Below are 19,430 nucleotides of genomic sequence, written 5' to 3' on the forward strand. Positions count from 1 at the left end.
TGTCACAAAACTAATCTAAGCCAATCATAATAAAAGAACCCCAATAGATCGGGTCTGGGTATTTTGTACGAAGTTCTTTTTTAGCATCCACAAAGGCTTGTCTTTTTGTGTTTCCTTTTTCAATCCAGTTTTTATAGAAGTTGGTCATTAACTCCTGAGTAGCGGCATCGTCCACTTTAAACATGCTCATAATCAGTGATTTAGCGCCAGCTACCAGGAAAGCTCTTTGTAATCCATATACTCCTTCGCCTACTTCAAGCTCGCCTAAGCCTGTTTCGCAGGCACTTAAAACTACCAATTCTGTCTGGTCAAAGTTGAGGTTCATAGCCTCGTAAGCGGTAAGAATGCCACTTTCCAGATTGTAGTTATAAGCGGTTTTGTTTAGAAGATCACCAGCTCCTGTAAGTAGTAACCCAGTTCTCATTAAAGGGTTTTCATTCACCTGCATTTCACCTCGAGTGATTTGGTCAGTGCCTTCTAGTTGTTTAATAGGTGTGAAGAAACCGTGTGTAGCAATATGGAAAACTTTAGGGTTATCCAGCTGCTTGATTTGCTCTTCCTGGGCTTCTTTTTCTGTGTAAGAATTGGTAGTCCATCCTTCTGTGCGCAATAATGATTTTAATGAACTGACCTCCTTGGCCGTACCAGGAAGCTGATTGATACTACCTGAGGCTGATGCTGTATAGAATTCTGGGTTGCCAAACATGGTGGCCCTTTTTTCCTTTTGAACAAGTTGAGTAGTTACCTGCCTTAAATAAAGATCTTTGGTGTTGCTTACCAGAATAATGTTAGAATTGTCGATTACATATTTTCCGTCAGGGGTTGGAATAGCCTCCAGATTGAGCTGGTTGTAAACCCCATCGGCTGATAAGTAAATGGTAGGGTAGGCGCCAGCTATTTTCTCAATAGGCTCCCAATACTTTTTATAAGAATATTCGTCTCTGATTTTGAATAAAATACTGTTTCTATAGAATTTGAAATACTTAGTCTCAAGATCATGACCGTTGTTTATAAGGATAACTTTCGGCTCAGCCTGGTTGCTCTTGTCCTTAATATACATGGCGGCATAAACCACTGAATCAGTAAATACCCTGTCGAAATAACGATACCTCACCATTTCTATGGCTATTTCATTAGCCTTAAGAGCCTGCTGAACATGTTTCCACTCAATGGTTTTTTCTTCTATGCTGGAGCTGAATAGCTGTGATTTCTGGCTAAGCTCTTTCTCTAATCGCTCTACTTCCTGAGATAAAACAATCGGATCTATCTGATTTTCAGCTAATTGTTCATTTGTCATGGAGAGAGCATCGGTAAGACTTTCCTTCTTTTCCATCCACGAATTATACACTCCTTTTAATTCATCATCAGTGCTATTTAAGATCCTCTCTTTAATCTTAATGGAAGAGTTTAATAAAATGGCCTTAGTTAAAAGTGCATTGTTAAATACCTCGCCTATGATATCAGGATCTTCATCTTTAAGCTTAAAGGCAAGGGTGTTGTAGAACTCAAAATCAGGCTTTATGGTGTTCCAATATTTTGCTTTTTCACGCTCACTAAGTGCTGGGAAATAGGTTTTTATAAATGCTCTGTAGTTGGCCAAAGCTTCTTCAATGTACTTTCTGCTAGACTTGGTGTCGCCTTCCATGTAGTATACTTTGCTAAGCTTGGAAAGTACTTTTACATATTCAGGATGATTGCGGTTGAAGAACTTTTCGTAAAGCTTTTTAGACTTATTGTAATGCTCTTCTGCCTGATCATATTTTCCTTGATAGTAATAGATATCGCCAGTAAGCGTGTAGATACCAGCGGCATTAATGTTGTTTCTACTGCCTACCTTGTTTTCCCAAATGTTTTCCGCAGTCTTTAAGGCTACGAAAGCTTCTACGTATTTCTTTTGAGCAATAAAAACCTTGGCCTGCTCTGTAAGAATGTTTGCATATTGCGGGTTTTTATCGCCCAATTTGTTGAGGATAATCTCTTTACCTTGCTCCAAAAGTTTAGCAACTTCATTAAGATCATCACCATCATAAAATTTAATAATGGCTAGTTGGCTTAGGCTTTTACCCACTTTTATGTGTTGCTTTCCAAACTCCTTGGTTTCAATATCAATGGCCTTTTTTATGTTTTGCTCACCTTTTTCATAATCACCAATGCTGGTATAAACCTCAGCTAAAAGAATAAGAGCAGGAGAGGTTTTGGTGGAGTTTTCTCCAAAGGTTTTTACTGACAGATCAAAGGCTGTTTTAGCGAATTTTTCAGCCTCAGGATAGTTTCCTTTAATTAATTCCAGCTTTCCGCTGCTCACTAAAGGACCAATTAATCTTCTGGAGGTGGCTCCAAACCTCTTTTTGTAGCTCGCGATGATCTTATCCAAAAGCTTTTTGCTATCCGAATATTCTCCGAGAGTCATATAAAGGTCCACCATTTTCTCAGCAGAGTTCAGGTCATTGTAGTTGCTTTCTAATTCAGCTCGGCTCACCCACTTTTTTGAATCAGATATGAGATCTTCGGCTTCATCGAAAAGACCTTGGATGGCTCTTAAGTCGGCTTTAGTTTCTAGTGCATTTACATAATCCAGTACGTATCTTTCGTCTTTTCTTTTCTCCTCCAAAATGGTAAGAGATTGATTAATATTATCAGCAGCTTCTTCATAGGCGCCCAATTCTATATTTAGCTTAGCAATATTATTGAGCTCTACACCATAAGCGGGATCCGTATCCTGAAACTTTGCCCGAGCTGTATTTTTAGCTTTTTCCAGCGTTTCATTAGCTTTTGCATACTGATCGGTGTTGGCGTAGAGTAGCGCTATGTGGTTAAGAATTTCTATGTAATCTTTATGCCATGAACTGATTTGATTTTCGACTACGCCGTAAAAGCTTTCATTGTAAATGTTCTCAGCCTCCTTTATACGATCGGTATAATCCAGATAATAGTTGGCTTGTTCAATTTTTCCAAGATGATACTCAGGGGAGTTCGTGCCGTAAAGCTGAGCTTTGATCTCAAGTATATCGCTAAGGTTTTGTTCTGCAGCGGGGTAGTTCTCCTCCTGAAGTGCCAGATGATAAAGGAACTCCAGTACCTCAATAGTCTTTTTATGTGTTTTAGGAAGGTTTTGAGTGTTATTAACTATAGAAGCCGCTTTAATGGCTAAATTTCTGGTATTATTATGAGCTAGCTTGGAATCAAACTCTATGGTTTCCAGATTGATGTAATGCAGGCTGGAACGTTTGAAATTTCTCTTAATGGCTTTTTCATATTCCACTTTTACGTTTCTATACTTACTCTTATCTTCTTCCTTTAGGTACTGCTTTAACAAGGATTGGTACAGGTCAAATGCCAAATAATGAGATTCTTCGTGCTGTTTTAAGATCTGGCTGAGGCTTCTGTCAAACCTGGTTTCTTTCGGCATTTTGGCTTCCAAGCCATTTTCTATGAGGAATTGTCCAAAGAGATATTGATTTTCAACGTAATAGGCACTGGTTCTACTCAGGTTATCGCTAATCCAGGTTTCTGCCTTAATGAAGGCACTATCAGCGCTAATGTAATTCCCCTTTTTTCTAAAAGTGTTAGCCTTCAGGGTTAAAAGGTGAGCAAAAGTGGCCAGTCGAGCCTCTATTTCTTCATCGGAGAGCCTTCTGGTTTTAATCTTCCCATCTTCTACGTAGGTTTCTTTATTTACCTGTACAGTCTGGTAGCTTTCAATCAGGCTGTTTAGCAAGGTGATGGCTTCATTATAATACCCTTGTCCTGACAGGATCTCAGCTTTTACAGCATCAAGCTCAGCTTTAATATTATCATTTAAATTGCCGGAAGTTTGTAATGAGGATTCAGCTGAATTTAATTGCTCCTGGGCCTTCAGGTAATTGCCATATTGAATGTAAATTCTAGCAATTTCCAGCTCATTTTCAGCGTGTTCCAGGCTGCCGTTGCTGTTGGCTTCTTCGCTTAAAGTAATGGCTTTTTCTAAATACTCCTCAAAGTTCGCCAGCTCACCCTGAGCCAGTCGATAGCGAGCCATTCTTAAATAGTAGATAACTAGAAAGTTGTTGGGCCCTTTTTCCTTTTTGGTTAGCTTCTTCTTAAACTTTTCTATGTCCTTAATAGCCTTGGCGTAATCACCTTCTTCGTAGCTTTCATCCGCTTTTTCTATGCTCTTATCCCAATTCTGACCTAAAGTTGGGGTGGCGAAAAAACATGCAAAAAGAATAGTGGCCGTAAGTAAGCCTTTAAGGGGTTTAATATTTGTGTAGCGTAACATAAAAAAATCGTTTAGGAGCCAACGAGACGGTGCAAAATTTTAAGCATAAAACACCTCCCTAACCAAAATACTAGTTAGTAAAAAAAACTTTATAATTCTACTTTTTTAGTGGCTAAGCCTCTATTCTTCAAGCAATTTGTTGAGTATATCCTTGGCTGCCTTGGCTATAACAGTGCCCGGACCAAATACACCAGCAACCCCTGCTTCATATAGAAAGTCATAATCTTTTGGAGGTATTACGCCACCGGCTATTACCATGATATCTTCTCTACCCAGATTTTTAAGAGACTGGATGAGTTCAGGGATCAACGTTTTGTGCCCTGCTGCCAGGCTTGAAGCACCTATCACATGCACATCATTCTCAGTGGCTTGTCTGGCCACTTCTTCAGGTGTTTGGAATAATGGTCCAATGTCTACGTCAAAGCCCAGATCTGCAAAGCTTGTGGCTATTACCTTAGCACCTCTGTCGTGTCCGTCTTGGCCCATTTTGGCTACCATAATCCTGGGTCTTCTTCCTTCCAGCTCAGCAAACTGATCTGAAAGTGCCTTAGCTTCTTTAAAGTTGCTATCCATTTTTGCTTCTTCTGAATATACGCCTGAAATTGATCTGATGGTGGCTTTGTGTCTTCCAAATTCTTTTTCCATAGCATCAGATATCTCACCTAATGAGGCTCTTTCTCTAGCAGCAACAACCGCAGCTTCCAGTAAATTGCCTTTCTCTTCTCCTGAAGCTATTCTGCTAATTCTCTCTAATGCAGCGGCCACCTTTTCCTTATCCCTGTTCGCTTTAAGCTCCTCTAATCTTTTGATCTGCTGCTCACGAACTTTGGTGTTATCTACTTCCAATATGTCGAAATCAGGTTCTTCATCAGTTTGGTATTTATTTACACCTACTATTATGTCTTTCCCTGAATCTATTCTAGCCTGCTTTCTTGCAGCTGCCTCTTCAATCCTCATTTTAGGAAGGCCACTTTCAATAGCTTTGGCCATACCTCCTAACTCTTCCACCTCTTCTATTAAAGACCAAGCCTTCTGAACTAACTCATCTGTGAGGCTTTCTACATAATATGAGCCACCCCAGGGATCAACCACCTTAGTAATATTGGTTTCCTTTTGAAGGTAAAGCTGCGTGTTCCTAGCTATCCGCGCAGAGAAATCTGTGGGAAGAGCTATTGCTTCATCAAGGGCGTTCGTATGTAAAGACTGTGTGTGTCCTAGTGCTGCGGCTAAAGCTTCAGTGCAGGTTCTTGCCACGTTGTTATATGGATCTTGTTCTGTTAAGCTCCAACCAGAGGTTTGGCAATGCGTGCGAAGTGCTAATGATTTGTCATTTTTAGGATTAAACTGCTTTACGAGTTTTGCCCATAGTAATCTGCCAGCCCTCATCTTGGCTATCTCCATAAAATGATTCATACCGATAGCCCAGAAAAAGGATAGTCGGGGAGCAAAATCATCAATATCTAATCCTGCTTTTATCCCTGCTCGAATATACTCCAATCCATCGGCAAGGGTATAGGCTAGCTCAATATCAGCAGTGGCACCAGCTTCCTGCATGTGGTAGCCGCTGATACTGATGGAGTTAAAGCGTGGCATATTCTGAGAAGTATATTCAAATATGTCAGCGATAATCTTCATGGATGGCAAAGGAGGGTAGATGTAGGTGTTCCTCACCATAAACTCCTTTAAGATATCATTTTGAATAGTACCGCTTAAGTCCTCCTTTTTTACCCCTTGCTCTTCTGCAGCTGCTATGTAAAAGGCCATAATTGGAATTACAGCACCGTTCATAGTCATAGAAACAGACATTTTATCCAGTGGTATTTGGTCAAATAACACCTTCATATCCAGGATTGAATCTATTGCTACTCCCGCTTTGCCCACATCTCCGGTTACTCGCGGATGGTCTGAGTCATACCCTCGGTGTGTGGCAAGATCAAAGGCTACAGACAGACCTTTTTGACCCGCGGCCAAGTTTCGTCTGTAAAAGGCATTAGATTCTTCGGCGGTAGAAAAACCGGCATACTGACGAATGGTCCAGGGCCGTCCTGCGTACATAGTACTGTATGGTCCTCTTAAATAAGGCGGAATGCCTGCACTATAATTAGTATGTTCCAGTGTTTTAAAATCAGCTTCTGAATAACCTGATTTTACCTCTATTTTTTCAGCTGATTGCCAGGTGGGCTGATTTGAAAGATCTTTCGCTTCAGGCTTAAACTGGTTATATTTTATTTTATCGAAATCTGGCTTCATTATTCTTCGTTCAATTTAGATTGAAACTCGGTCCACGCTTGCTGGCTTATTTGGTCAATAAGTGTTTCCAAATAATAAGATCCTGCTACAGGATCATTCACCTTGTTTAAATAAGCTTCTTCCTTCAAAATCAGGCTTGTGTTCACGGCCATGCGCTTAAGTAGCGAGCTATCCTCATCAGAAGGTTTTATTAAAATACCATTGCATCCACCAATGATGGCAGCCATGCAGGCTGTGGTAGACTTGAGTAGGTTAGCTTGTGGCTCATAAGCTTCATTGTTCCATGCGTGAGATGTGCCTAAAATATATAAATCTTCTGGTAAAAAGCTTTCATGTCCATAAGCCTGAGCTATTTGATACACCAGGCGTCTTATCGCTTTGATTCTGGCGATTTCCTCAAAATACCCTGTGCTAAGAGGGACATTTATAAACAAAGAATCAAATATCTGCTGGCTGGTAACGCCTTCATCAGTAAGATTTTCGATGGTGTGCACCAGCGATGTGAGGCCATGAGCTACTGACTCCGTAAAGCTTAGATCTGACGGTAGCTCAATTTGTATGCTCTTCAAATGCGGAAATGCTTCCAGATTTGTGTTGCTTAGGTACTCATCACTATTGCTACTCATTATGAGGCCTACAATATCTTCGGCTTTAAAGTTAGAATCAGCTAAAAAACTTACATAGTTGTTAAGGTGTGTTTTAGCATTTTCTGAAAGCATTAAAGAGATGTTGCAGTAGGCGGGAAGTATGTCTTTTAGCAGTTCATCAAAGTTGACAATCTTGTTTTTTTCAAGATCAAAAATAATTCCTGTCGCACCGTTGTTGAGTGCTGCAAGGGCAATTTCATTGGCCTCTTTTTCAGAGTTTACTTTTAATAATTGAAAGTTGTCCCAATATCTCGACTCGCCGTTCGTTTCTCTATTGTTAAAAAGCCTATTATCAAAGTGAGATTGTTTAAAAGTGATGTCACTATTATCATAGTAAGGATTTAAGGTTATTTTAGGGTCTGGTTGCCACGAATACTGCTCAAAAACGTTGTTCCCTTTGAGGTCTTTTTCTGTGACTTTCAGCCATTCATCTTTAGAATTAGACTTGAAATCTTTGAATAGTTCCTTATGTCGATTACTCATGATTTTCTATGTAAGGTTATCTGGTAAAGTTACCCGTTTTTAATTAACTTGAACAGTTATGTACGATAACCGATGAAATTGTAAAAATTAAGGTTAGAATATATATAATATAATATGTGTCTTTCGCATGAAGAAAAAATACCCGGAAAAATTTCTTTGTAAAATAGAGCTATAGGTCTCTTTTAAGTTCGTGATTTTTTTCTCAAATTTGTTACCCTTTTCTCTAAAAGGCGAAATTATTAAACCATTCTATTTATTAGATTAGCAATACATGAGCACTGAATGTGAATCAGTATGGGAGGATTGCCTGCGGGTAATCAAAGAGAGCGTGGCTGAGCAGAGTTTTAACACTTGGTTCAAGCCGATATCTCCACTAAAATGTGCGAATGAAGTACTCACAATTCAGGTGCCTAGTCAGTTTTTCTATGAATGGTTAGAAGAGCACTACGTGCATGTACTAAAGAAGGCGATCACTTCTGTGATGGGGCCAAATGCACGTCTGGAATATTCGGTTATCGTAGATAGAGGTAATAGCAAGAGTCAGCCACTATCTGTAAACCTGCCGAATCGTACTGCTCCTAAAAACGGCAACTTCAATGCTAACGGAACTAAGGATGATTATGTGTCTCCATTCCAGCTGAAGTCCGTAGATTCTTTATATCAGGAATCTCAATTAAATCCGAATAATACATTTGATTCTTACATCGAGGGAGATTGCAATAGGTTGGCAAGATCTGCTGGTTATGCAGTGGCTCAGAAGCCTGGTGTTACTTCATTCAATCCATTGATGTTATACGGCGGTGTTGGCCTTGGTAAAACTCACCTGGTGCAAGCCATTGGAAATGAGATAAAGAATAACAAAGTAAACAGCTTTGTATTATATGTGTCTTCTGAGAAATTCACCAATCAGTTTATTGATGCCCTGAGAAATAATAAGATTCAGGAGTTTCAAAACTACTATATGCAAGTTGATATCCTCATTATTGATGATGTTCAGTTCCTTGCAGGCAAAGAAAGAACTCAGGAGATTTTCTTCCATATTTTTAATCACCTTCATCAGGCAGGTAAGCAAATAGTGATGACTAGTGACTGCCCTCCGAGAGATCTTAAAGGTCTTCAGGAAAGGTTGCTTTCTAGGTTCAAATGGGGACTTACTGCAGATTTACAGCAGCCTGATTATGAGACCAGAATTGCCATTATTCAGCGTAAAATGCAATCTGATGGTATTTATATTCCTGAAAATGTAATTGAATATCTGGCTTATAGCGTAGATACCAATATCAGAGAGCTGGAAGGTGTGCTTATTTCACTTATTGCGCATGCTTCTTTAAGTCGGGTAGATATTGATCTGGAGCTGGCAAAGCAGACTTTGAAGAATATTGTTCATGATATAGAAACTGAGGTAGGTATAGACTACATTCAGAAAACTGTGAGCGAATACTTTAAGGTAGATGTAGACTCACTCAAGGATAAAATAAGGAAGAAGGAAATAGTAATAGCACGTCAGGTGGCTATGTATTTTTCAAAGGAATATACTAACCATTCTTTGAAGTCCATTGGTTATCACTTCGGTGGTAGAGATCATAGTACTGTAATACATGCAGTACAGTCAGTGAATGATATGATGGATACTAACGCCCCTTTCAAATCTCAAGTAGAAGAGCTGAGAAAAAAGCTCAAAATGAAAGCGGTTTAAATAATCTCCTTCAATATATCAAAAGCCCTATCCATTTCTGATGGTGTTAATGAAGCAAATCCTAGTCTCATAGCGTTTTGCTCTTTCACATGCTTTTTGTCTACATTTAGATGTAATCCTCTTTCATTGGCTCTTTCTAATAATTCATGAGGTTTCAGCTGATCTTTGAAGATGGTCCATATGGCCATGCCACCTTCGGGCATTTCGAAATCAGCATGAGGTTTAAGATGTTGCTGCATCAGTCTGTAAAAATGGTCCTTCCGATGAGAATACTCCCTGATTACCTTTTTTAAATGACGGTCTAGCTCACCAGATTTTATGCTTTCAGCTATAACTCTCTCCACAATCTGGTCACCCTGACGATCAACAATTCTGCGTGCTCTGGATAGAGATTCTATCAGTTGTGGGCTTGCCGCTACGTAGCCAACCCGGATTGTGGGTGCATAAATTTTACTGAATGAGCCTATGTAGGCTACATGTGCGCCGCCAAGATTTAAGCTGGCAAGTGGTAGGAGAGGGCTGCTATTGTAATGAAAGTCATAGTCGTAGTCATCTTCTATAATGAGGAAATTATACTTGATGGAAAGCTCTAGTAGTCTAATCCGCCTTTCGTTGGATAAGGTTACTGTGGTGGGGAAATGATGATGTGGGGTGATGTAAACCAGACTCACTTTTTGTTTTTTACATAGAGCTTCAAGTTCGTCGGTATTGAGACCTTCGTTATCTATGGTCACCCTCATCAGTTGAGCCCCGGAATATTGAATGGTCCAGTCGGCGGCGTCATAACTGGTGTTGCCTACTACTGCAGTTTTATCGGGAGCCAGCAGTGTGGTAGCTAATAGAAATATGCCCATCTGACTACCTCTGGTGATCAGGATATTTTCTGGGGTTACGGGCATGCCTCGGGTTTCGCTGAGGTATTGGGCTAGTTCAGTTCGTAAAGTTATATCTCCCTTAACATCTGCATATTTCAGTAGATGCTCTCCGTAGTTGCTCCTGGCGATGGATCTGCATTCCTTATATATCCAATCAATAGGAGCAAGCCTGTGATCTGGTGACCCGTCATTTATTTCTATAAACTGTTTGGGTTTTGATTTGAATGATGGAATGTAGTTATAGTTGTTATGATCAATGGTGTCTTGCTTTACTTCATGGGGTGGTGTGGCTTCAAGCTTTCTGGCTTCTAATAAGGGTAGTTTGTTGCTTACAAAGGTGCCTCTTGAGGTATCTGTGAAGAGCCAGCCCTGGGCAATAAGCTCGTCATAAGCCTGAATGATAGTTTTTCTATTTACCTGAAGTTCATCTGCTAAAGCTCGAGATCCTGGCATTTTTAGCCCTTTCGAAAGATTGCCGTTAAAAATGAGCTTCGTTATTTGATTGGCAATTTGCAGATAAACAGGTGTATTTCTGCTTTTATCAATTGAGAGTGCCGACTTCCATGGAAATATCATTGGACCATCTGTTTATTTAAAAATGGAGCCTTAAGGTAATCCAATTTTATTTTATTATTGATACGTACTTTAATAAAATATGTAATGGATTCTTACGAAGTAAATCACCGAAATCAGGTAAAAAGAGTAGCTAAAAGAGGCGCTTATGATAAAGAAACAGTTTATCGCATACTTGATTCATCATTTATGTGCCATGTGAGTTTTGTTGTTGATGGTCAGCCGTTTATAATACCCACATTATATGGCAGAGATGGTAATACTATTTTTCTGCACGGTGCTACTACCAGCAGAATGATCAAAAATTTGCAGAATGGTTTTGATATTTCGCTTGCTGTAACTCATGTGGATGGTATTGTACTGGCTCGTTCTATTTTTCATCATTCAGCTAATTATCGCTCTGTAGTGGTTTTTGGCAAGGCAAAATTGGTGGCAGAGGAAGATAAAATAAGAGCTTTGGAAGTGATCTCTGATCAGGTTATCAATGGTCGCTGGTCTGAGGTGAGGCCTCCAAGTGCTAAGGAATTAAAAGCAACTTCGGTACTCGCTATCGATATTGAGCAGGCATCGGCAAAAATTCGTGAAGGAGGCCCTGGTGATGATCAAGAGGATATGATACTTGATGTATGGGCAGGAGTAATTCCATTTAAATTACAAGCTATGGAACCTATAACAGATGAGCTTTGTAGTAAGGGGGAGTTGCCTACTTCGGTAGTCAACTTTTATAAAAGTTCTTAAATTATATCTGTGCACTAATATTATATAAGTATCATCTTGTATTAAGGCGTGATTTTTTATAGAAAAGCAATCGAAAGTTATGTTATAACTGAGATTACCATTACTTTTAGTCTATAAATCTAAACAATTTTTTAATATTTTGGTTTCAGGAATTTTTTATGATTTTTATGAGTTGTTAATGCTCTCCTGAAATTGATTCGTATCAACCAATCACCCTTTTAAGTAAGAAAACGATTGATCGAGGCTAGTGGGGAAGAAAGGTAAAACAGAACAAGATGAAGATTAAGTTTAATGGCCGGAAAAATCCGGGTTTTTATGCGGAAGTAAGAACTGAAGTTGATAATTATTTCAAGCAAAATAATATTGGGAAACACGCCAATGCCGAAATGGTATTGAAAACGGTTTTCTTCTTATCCGCCCTTGTAGGATTCTATCTTTTAATCGTCTTGGGAGGATTTAATATGTATGTGAATCTTCTGTTAGCCATCGTTCTCGGAATGGTGCAGGCTTTTATCGGATTCAATGTATGTCATGATGCTATACACGGGTCTTACTCTGGTAAGAGAAAGGTAAATGAAATATTAAGTCTGTCATTTAATTTGATAGGTGCTAATGCATATGTGTGGAAGATTACTCATAATCAGGTTCACCATACTTACACTAATATTCCGGGGCATGATGAAGACTTAGATGTGGCTCCAGGTTTAGTACGTCTTTCTCCACAGGAGGAAATGAAACCTATGATGAGGTATCAGCATTTGTATGCTTTCTTTCTTTATGGTTTGGCCTCACTGTCTTGGGTTTTTCGAAAAGATTATGTGAAGTTTTTTGCTAAGCAGATAGGGTATACTGATAATTCCAATCATCCTAAAAAGGAGTACTTTAATTTATTCTTCTATAAAATTCTTTACTACACTGTCTTTATTGTAGTGCCTTTAATAGTGATGGATATTACATGGTGGCAGTTTATCATTGGCTTTTTTATGATGCACTGGGCAGAAGGGTTAGTGCTTGGTCTTGTGTTTCAGCTTGCTCATGTGGTAGAAGGGACAGACTTTCCGGAGCCATGTAGTGAGGGTAAGGTAGATGAAAGCTGGGCTATTCATCAGATGATGACTACGGCGAACTTTTCAAGAAAGAGTGCGGTGGCTAAGTTTTTCTGCGGTGGTCTTAATTTTCAGGTAGAGCACCATTTATTCCCGAACATTTGTCATGTTCATTATCCTGAAATATCAAAAATTGTGGAGCGCGTAGCTCATAGACACGGCGTGCCTTATCATGAGAATAAGACCTTTGGCGGTGCATTGGCCTCTCATTATAGAATGCTGAGAAAATTTGGTAAAGAAGCAGAAATGGTGCTTAAGCCGGTTAGGGCTTAAGCATATTGTTTGAGCATTTCTTCAGTAATATCTACCCCTCCATTTAAGTTAGAATGTAAAGAATTAATGGTGTGGGTAGGCCCCTGCAGGCCCCACCAACCTAAAAATATTGAAAGCAAAGTAAATCCTATGCTGTGCTTGGTGGTGGATTCTCCTGATCTTATAAAATAAATATCGCTGGTTTTTTTGTAGGTAAGTATTAGTATGGAAATACAATACTGAAAGGTGACAAATTTGCCCCCATTCTTTAACTCTTGACTAATCTGATCGGTAGTCAGAGAGTCTATATTTCTGATAATAGGCATCGGTTAGGTGATTAAGTTGGTCCTACTCTTAAGGCTTTTCGGCACGCCCCGTTTAAATGGTTACTGGTCTCCGTTTGTACATTTAATAGGGTTGAACTTGAACAAGGTAGCCCAAATTCGTTATAATAAAAATATGTATTATGTAATTTACACAAGCGGTAGTTTTATTAAGTGAATATTATGTTCGTATTATTACTAATGTATGAATAGGGTCAACTAAATGGCATATGTGACTGTTTGATGGCTTGAAAGCAATGAGAAAAATGTATTTTTGAATACTTTGGACCGCTTTCATACTCTCATGTTGGAAGTGAGATCCGATGTCAGATTTTTACATTAAAGGAAGGGTGAGTAATAGGTTGCCTTTGGAGAGATAATTTAAAATGATAACACGAGCGATAGTAAAGGCATTTCAACATGCTAAGAATAAGGGGTGGGATAAAACATATTGGGCCTTTGATATTCATGATACCATTATAAAACCTAACTGGTCTACAAAGGAGATTCCTACAGATTTTTATCCATTAGCTAAGGAAACTCTGCAGCTGATCACCCAAAGGGATGATGTGGTTTGTATTCTCTATACTTGCTCACACCCGCATGAGCTGGATAACTATGTGAATTTTTTCAAATCTCATGATATTCATTTCGATTATGTAAATGAAAATCCTGAGGTTGAAAGCCAGAAATATGGATATTATGAGCGAAAGCCCTATTTTAATGTGCTTTTTGAAGATAAAGCTGGTTTTGATCCTTTGGAAGATTGGCGGGAAGTGCTTGATCTGATGAAGAGCGAGCAGTTTAGTCTAAAATAATGATTCCTAATTCTATGAAAAAGATCCTATTCCATACTACCGATTATCAATATCTGGCAGAGAAAGTTTTAAACTCGAATCAGTTGGAAGCTGGTGAGGTGGAGGTGAAAAAGTTTTCTGATGGTGAAAGGTATCAAAGAATTCTTACTGATGTAGAGGATAGAAATGTGGTATTAATAGGGGGCACTATAAATGATGAGGCTACTTTAGAAATCTATGATTTGGCTTCTACTATAGTAAGTATGGGTGCCAATTCGCTAAGATTGGTGGTGCCCTATTTCGGATATTCTACCATGGAAAGGCGTGTGAAAATGGGTGAGGTAGTTACTGCTAAAACTCGTGCCAGACTTCTTTCTTGCATTCCTAATAGTTATAAAGGCAATCGCATTTTTCTTTTTGATTTACATACAGAGGGCACTCCTCATTACTTTGAGAATAATATTCGTGCGGTTCATGTGTACTGCAAGCCCATTATTTTAGAAGCTGCGCTGGAGTATGGGGGCTATAATTTTGTGATGGCCAGCACTGATGCGGGCAGAGCTAAATGGGTAGAGTCCCTAGCTAATGACCTGGGGGTGAATGCTGCCTTTGTTTTGAAGCGTCGTTTAGAGGGTGACCATACCGAAATAAGTGCGGTGAATGCTGATGTGGCCGGGAAGAATGTGGTGATCTATGATGATATGATCCGCTCTGGAGGAAGTATTATCAATGCTGCAAAAGTTTACAAAGAGGCCGGGGCTGATAAGATATTTGTAATTACCACTCATGGTCTTTTTATTAATAACGGATTCGAAAAGTTGAAGGCCAGTGGTATAATTGAAAAGGTTATTGCCTGCGATACTCATCCTAATGTAATGAATATTAAAGATGATTTTCTAGAGGTCAGAAGTATCTGTGATCTTGTGAATCAAGTGGTGGCCCACTAAAAACAACAGATCCTTTTATTTTACAGGTCTAAAATAGTTCGTAGGAAGGGGTGCGTCCGTACAAAACTCACCTGGGGCCTCGTTATCATATCTTTTTATCAATCGAAGTAAGTTAAATTCAGGTAGTGGCAAATGCTACTGATTTATTTTTAACCTAAACCAACTTACAAATGAAAATCAGAATATTAAATTCTAATCGATTGATGCTGCCCTATATATTTTTGGCCATAATGATTTATGGCTGTAAATCTGACTCTGTAGAGCCTACAGTGCAAGACTCTGGTGATAATGTGATAGTTGAGGGAGAATTTCCCGAAGACAAACAGTCTGCGAATGCCCGGTTATTTGATAATCACGTGGTGAACTGGGATAATCGTGCTCATGATACCTATAGTTATAATGAGGCTGTGGAGGATTTTGGAAACCTTCGTGGCAACTGGCGTGAGGACCGGTGCTTTAATTCTAATGGCCGTTGCCGCGTGACATTGCTTAAAAATGCACTCTCAGGTGCAGGAGGTAACATTGTAAACATAGATGTGCCGGATGGCGAGGAATATGAAATGGAGTACGATGTTATGTTTCATAGTCAGTTTGACTGGAGTCGTGGAGGTAAGGTAGGCTTTGGTTTTCACATTGGAGATGGTAACACAGGTGGAGATCCGGGCTGGGATGGAAATGGTGGCACCTTACGAATGATGTGGTATAATAACAATGGCTCGGTTTATCTGCAACCTTATGTGTATTACAAGGATCAGTCATGGCAATATGGTGATGATTTTGGTAAGCGCTTTTACATTAATAAAGGAACCTGGTATCATGTTTATATGCATGTGAAAAGTAATACAGGATCTAGTACAAATGGTCTTTGTGAGCTAAAGATTAATGGGCAAACCGTGCTTAGTATGCCTATTCGCTGGACTACCAATGATGCGAAGAGGTTAGTCAGAGAAATTACTTTTCATACCTTCAGAGGTGGGAGTCAGGATTATTGGATGTCTCCCGAAGATGGTTACATTTATTTCGATAATCTGAAATGGTCGAAACTTGACGGAGGTGGGAATGGTGGGAGTTTTCCAAGAGTAGAAGCTGAAAATTACTTCAATATGGATGGTGTAGAAACTGAGTCATGTTCTGAAGGAGGTCAGAATGTAGGGTATATTGATGCTAGTGACTGGATGGCTTATTCTGTGAATGTGCCACAGGCAGGAAATTACACCATTAATTATAGAGTAGCCAGTGCCAATGGAGGTGGTACTTTACAGCTTGAGTCGTATGGCGGTGGCACTGTTTATGGCTCGGTAAATATCCCTAACACAGGTGGTTGGCAAAACTGGACTACTGTTTCGCATACAGTGTATTTGCCTGCTGGTCAGCAAAATTTAGCTATCAAGGCTTTTTCCGGAGGTTGGAATTTGAATTGGTGGGGAAATTAGATAGAAAAGGCTGCCCTAAAAAGTAAAGGGCAGATTAATTAATGTTGTATTGATGCACTCGAAATGTTTCTCTATTTATAATAATGAGCATTTCGAGTGCCTCAATCTTAATTATGTGTTACTTTGAACAGCTTCTTTTATTTATTCAGTTGTCAAAATCTCACTCTTTTCTGAAACGCCATTCTCACTAAAAGCTTCTACCTGGTAATAATAGGTTTGATCTATATTAAGGGCTCTCAGTTCGTAACTATTCTTTTTGTAGATCATCACTGAGTTATTCAGCTTATCTTTTGATATGCCCCAGTAAACTACATAACCCAACGCGCCTTCTGACTCATCCCATTTTAAATCAGCATTTCTTTTGTCTTGCTGTCTGGTGGCTGAGAAATTGACTGGCTGCGCAGGTGCAGGCTCGAATCCCTTTCCAAAAAGCCTGAAATCTGATATGGCCAGGTATTGATGTGGAATGTGCACATTATTATATCTTACATATCTGGCTTTAACAGGTTCTGCTAACTCAATGTAAGCATGGGGCTGATCTCTTTTATTGTTAGAGTAATCCGCCATGGTTTTCCATTCTTTGCCGTCTAAAGAGTAGGTAAGGGTAAATTGCGTTGTTAAAGTATCAGGCCTTCCAAAAATGTTTGAATTGAAATCCTGGAAATTGATTTGAGCTGCATTTATCGTCATTTCCTTTTCTAAATCTACCTGCAAATAGATCGAATCGCTGCTGTTTTCTGCTACCCAGTAGGTTCTGATGTTTTCATCAGTGACCATGGCTGGTGAGTAGTTCGCCTCTTCCTGCTCGAGCATGTAGCCTGTGTCACTTTCATCTACCACTTTTCTTTCCACGTTCTTTAAGGTAGAGTTGCTGGTTGCAGGCTTTTTGTAGGTAAGTAGCATCCAGCCCGTAAATCTATTCTTATTGTCTTCTAGCTCCACATGTGGTAGGTAGTGAGGATAATCTCCATAAGCAGTGTTTACATACATTTGCTCGCCTTCATATCCGGCAGGGAACATGCCTATTCTTCTTTCAAATTTGTAATTCACCGATATAGGCATACTGGCAAAGTGCCAATAATGACCTTGATTGTCCTTTACAGTGCTTCCATGACCTGCGCCAGTTAGGAAGCCTCCTGGCTTGTAAGACACAGGATTGTATGGTGCGTATTCAAATGGGCCGGAAGGGCTGTCGCTAGTATAAACACCATCTGCATAAACATTCCACTGGGTGCCCGGGGCGCTATATTCTAAATAATATTTTCCATTGTGCTTGGTCATCCATGGCCCTTCTAAATATGGGTCTATATCTGATTTGTGGTCTTGCCCGAATCTTTCCCAGCCGTGCTCATCTGGGTGTAATTTGAATAGATCCTTTTCTTCATCAACGGGCACAAAGTGGTTATTGGGATCAAGCTCTACCATTCTTAATGGGTAAAGGTTAGAAGACTCTTCGTATAAGTAAACTCTACCATCATCATCCACAAATAAATCAGGATCTTGAATGCCAATAGGTATTACGCTGTAAGTGGTTTTCCAATCTCCCAGTTCAGGGTTGTCAGTTTTAATTACCGCTCCGTGCCCTGATGGGTCTCCTAATACAATGATTTCATCATTTAAAACGGCTGCAGCAGGTGCGTTGCTGCCATTGAAATACCAGCTTTGTGGTTTTATAAATTTCCAGTTGCTCATATCATCAGATACCCAATAACCATGAGATCTGGTGATGAACATATAATATTTTCCTTTGTAATTGATTACCGCAGGATCGGCGCCAGAGCGATATGAAACGCCTCTGTATGCGTAGTGCGACATATAGCTGTAGTCTATGTCTACAGGGTTGCAGTAAGGGTCGAAAGTCTGGCTTTTTACATTCTCCTCAGTACTCTCTTTTTCTTGCTTGGTTTCTGATGTGCAGGCAGCTATTGTTGCTAATATGCATAGTGCTGCAGACCTTTTTAATAAATTCATCTTCAGTATTTAGCCTTAGTTCTGATGTAAAGCTAAGTACTTTAATGCATACCTGCGAGGGTAATGGGTAAAGCTGGTGCTATACTTTTATTAAAGGTTTTGAAGGAGTTTCTTCATCTGTGTTTCTAAGAGATTTACACGCTCTTCTAATCTTGAAGGTGAGTCCAGGTTAGTGCTAAATATGGCATCGGCTTGCCAAATTTCAATGATATCCTTCTTTTGTAGTTCCACAGGATCAAAAGCAGGATTGTCTGCCTTGAAAAGGAATGTTTTGCCTGACTTAGAAAATCTGCGGGCATAGATGCCTGATTTCGCGACTATAATGTATAAGTTTCCTTTTTCCAGATCTTCAAATTGTGCAGGAAGGCAAAGCAGAATGTCTTTGTGGTGGAGGCCTTGATTCTCTACCGTCATTTCATTTCCGCTGATTTGAAAGGCCCTTGATTTTTTATCTTTAGTAAATGGAAAATGGATTACAGGAAGATTATTTACAAAATCTTTATTGTGATGGTTCACAATATAATCCAGCTGCTTTTCCAGAGTTACTAAAGGGGTTTGCTCCCTTACATCATCTTTATCAGTGGGTGTCTCCAGGTCTTCTTTTGAGAATTCCTTTTTGAATATATCAAACTTGTATAGCTCATTAATAGTGAGCTCTTTGGTGAGAAGTGTATCTATGGAGATCTCAAAATGACGAGCTATTTGTATAAGCGTCTCAATCTTAGGCTCCGTTCGTCCTTCTTCGTACGCGCCAACGCTGGGGCGAGCCAAATTAAAAAGCTGAGCAAAGTCTGATTGGCTCATTTTTTTGACAGCTCGTATCTTCTTTATATTCTTTCCTATGAACGACATAATCTCATTAAGCTAAAATATTTTTCAAAAATCGTATAACCTTTTCAAAAATGCTAACGTATATCTAAATAATTAATTGCTCAAAAAATGAGCATTGCTATTGAAATTAGAAAAAAATTATTATTATTGAACTATGAAACACATTAATGACATTCCGCCCTAATAATTTGTAAGAATTGATATGGCTGGTTTAATTATTTTATATAATTTGAACCGCTTTTGATTTTTT

The 19,430-nt window shown here is 39.3% G+C and carries 13 protein-coding genes; 6 read left to right on the top strand and 7 right to left on the bottom strand.

Annotated elements, in window-relative coordinates:
* Positions 1-10: 10 nt before the first annotated feature.
* The 3 genes from LVD16_RS07815 to LVD16_RS07825 form a co-directional block, all read right to left on the bottom strand.
* Positions 11-4,258 (bottom strand): CHAT domain-containing protein, encoded by a 4,248-nt coding sequence (locus tag LVD16_RS07815; RefSeq protein WP_233773367.1) that lies wholly within the window; start codon positions 4,256-4,258, stop codon positions 11-13.
* A 120-nt stretch (positions 4,259-4,378) separates the two neighbouring features.
* Positions 4,379-6,508, bottom strand: coding sequence for a methylmalonyl-CoA mutase (scpA, locus tag LVD16_RS07820; RefSeq protein ID WP_233773368.1), 2,130 nt, complete (start codon positions 6,506-6,508; stop codon positions 4,379-4,381).
* Complete coding sequence (locus LVD16_RS07825) at positions 6,508-7,638, bottom strand: methylmalonyl-CoA mutase family protein (protein ID WP_233773369.1); 1,131 nt, start codon at positions 7,636-7,638, stop codon at positions 6,508-6,510. Before LVD16_RS07825 ends, scpA begins: the two co-directional genes overlap by 1 nt.
* Before the next feature lie 271 nt (positions 7,639-7,909).
* Between LVD16_RS07825 and dnaA the strand changes: the two genes are divergently transcribed.
* Positions 7,910-9,334 (top strand): chromosomal replication initiator protein DnaA, encoded by a 1,425-nt coding sequence (gene dnaA, locus LVD16_RS07830; RefSeq protein ID WP_233773370.1) that lies wholly within the window; start codon positions 7,910-7,912, stop codon positions 9,332-9,334.
* Here dnaA and pdxR read toward each other — a convergent pair.
* Positions 9,331-10,785 carry a MocR-like pyridoxine biosynthesis transcription factor PdxR gene (pdxR, locus tag LVD16_RS07835; RefSeq protein ID WP_233773371.1) on the bottom strand — a complete coding sequence of 485 codons (1,455 nt, stop codon included), beginning with the start codon at positions 10,783-10,785 and terminating at the stop codon, positions 9,331-9,333. The genes dnaA and pdxR overlap by 4 nt on opposite strands.
* 84 nt (positions 10,786-10,869) lie before the next feature.
* On the opposite strand from pdxR, the gene LVD16_RS07840 reads away from it, so the two are divergent.
* Positions 10,870-11,520: a pyridoxamine 5'-phosphate oxidase family protein gene (locus LVD16_RS07840; RefSeq protein ID WP_233773372.1), complete on the top strand. Its 651-nt coding sequence runs from the start codon at positions 10,870-10,872 to the stop codon at positions 11,518-11,520.
* A gap of 275 nt (positions 11,521-11,795) precedes the next feature.
* Positions 11,796-12,899 carry a fatty acid desaturase family protein gene (locus LVD16_RS07845; RefSeq protein ID WP_233773373.1) on the top strand — a complete coding sequence of 368 codons (1,104 nt, stop codon included), beginning with the start codon at positions 11,796-11,798 and terminating at the stop codon, positions 12,897-12,899.
* Here the strand turns inward: LVD16_RS07845 and LVD16_RS07850 are convergent.
* Positions 12,896-13,204, bottom strand: a complete 309-nt coding sequence (locus tag LVD16_RS07850) for a hypothetical protein (protein WP_233773374.1) — start codon at positions 13,202-13,204, stop codon at positions 12,896-12,898. The genes LVD16_RS07845 and LVD16_RS07850 overlap by 4 nt on opposite strands.
* A gap of 383 nt (positions 13,205-13,587) precedes the next feature.
* Between LVD16_RS07850 and LVD16_RS07855 the strand changes: the two genes are divergently transcribed.
* The 3 genes from LVD16_RS07855 (at position 13,588) to LVD16_RS07865 (ending at position 16,378) form a co-directional block, all read left to right on the top strand.
* On the top strand, positions 13,588-14,019 hold the full coding sequence (locus LVD16_RS07855) for a hypothetical protein (RefSeq protein WP_233773375.1): 432 nt from the start codon (positions 13,588-13,590) through the stop codon (positions 14,017-14,019).
* Positions 14,020-14,033: 14 nt separating this feature from the next.
* A complete protein-coding gene (locus LVD16_RS07860) occupies positions 14,034-14,945 on the top strand; it encodes a ribose-phosphate diphosphokinase (protein WP_233773376.1) in 912 nt (303 codons plus the stop codon).
* A gap of 170 nt (positions 14,946-15,115) precedes the next feature.
* Positions 15,116-16,378, top strand: coding sequence for a carbohydrate-binding protein (locus LVD16_RS07865; protein ID WP_233773377.1), 1,263 nt, complete (start codon positions 15,116-15,118; stop codon positions 16,376-16,378).
* 141 nt (positions 16,379-16,519) lie between these two features.
* On the opposite strand, the gene LVD16_RS07870 is transcribed toward LVD16_RS07865, so the two are convergent.
* Together LVD16_RS07870 and LVD16_RS07875 are read right to left on the bottom strand one after the other, a co-directional pair.
* The gene (locus tag LVD16_RS07870; protein WP_233773378.1) at positions 16,520-18,349 is read right to left on the bottom strand and encodes a family 43 glycosylhydrolase; all 1,830 of its coding nucleotides are present in this window, start codon (positions 18,347-18,349) and stop codon (positions 16,520-16,522) included.
* 90 nt (positions 18,350-18,439) lie between these two features.
* Positions 18,440-19,201, bottom strand: a complete 762-nt coding sequence (locus tag LVD16_RS07875) for an XRE family transcriptional regulator (RefSeq protein ID WP_255697878.1) — start codon at positions 19,199-19,201, stop codon at positions 18,440-18,442.
* Positions 19,202-19,430 lie beyond the last annotated feature (229 nt).

The sequence above is a fragment of the Fulvivirga ligni genome (assembly GCF_021389935.1).
GTDB lineage: Bacteria > Bacteroidota > Bacteroidia > Cytophagales > Cyclobacteriaceae > Fulvivirga > Fulvivirga ligni.

Coding starts and splice junctions, on each gene's coding strand:
- LVD16_RS07815 (WP_233773367.1), bottom strand. CDS start 4,258: ATGTTACGCTACACAAATATTAAACCCCTTAAAGGCTTACTTACGGCC.
- scpA (WP_233773368.1), bottom strand. CDS start 6,508: ATGAAGCCAGATTTCGATAAAATAAAATATAACCAGTTTAAGCCTGAA.
- LVD16_RS07825 (WP_233773369.1), bottom strand. CDS start 7,638: ATGAGTAATCGACATAAGGAACTATTCAAAGATTTCAAGTCTAATTCT.
- dnaA (WP_233773370.1), top strand. CDS start 7,910: ATGAGCACTGAATGTGAATCAGTATGGGAGGATTGCCTGCGGGTAATC.
- pdxR (WP_233773371.1), bottom strand. CDS start 10,785: ATGATATTTCCATGGAAGTCGGCACTCTCAATTGATAAAAGCAGAAAT.
- LVD16_RS07840 (WP_233773372.1), top strand. CDS start 10,870: ATGGATTCTTACGAAGTAAATCACCGAAATCAGGTAAAAAGAGTAGCT.
- LVD16_RS07845 (WP_233773373.1), top strand. CDS start 11,796: ATGAAGATTAAGTTTAATGGCCGGAAAAATCCGGGTTTTTATGCGGAA.
- LVD16_RS07850 (WP_233773374.1), bottom strand. CDS start 13,204: ATGCCTATTATCAGAAATATAGACTCTCTGACTACCGATCAGATTAGT.
- LVD16_RS07855 (WP_233773375.1), top strand. CDS start 13,588: ATGATAACACGAGCGATAGTAAAGGCATTTCAACATGCTAAGAATAAG.
- LVD16_RS07860 (WP_233773376.1), top strand. CDS start 14,034: ATGAAAAAGATCCTATTCCATACTACCGATTATCAATATCTGGCAGAG.
- LVD16_RS07865 (WP_233773377.1), top strand. CDS start 15,116: ATGAAAATCAGAATATTAAATTCTAATCGATTGATGCTGCCCTATATA.
- LVD16_RS07870 (WP_233773378.1), bottom strand. CDS start 18,349: ATGAATTTATTAAAAAGGTCTGCAGCACTATGCATATTAGCAACAATA.
- LVD16_RS07875 (WP_255697878.1), bottom strand. CDS start 19,201: ATGTCGTTCATAGGAAAGAATATAAAGAAGATACGAGCTGTCAAAAAA.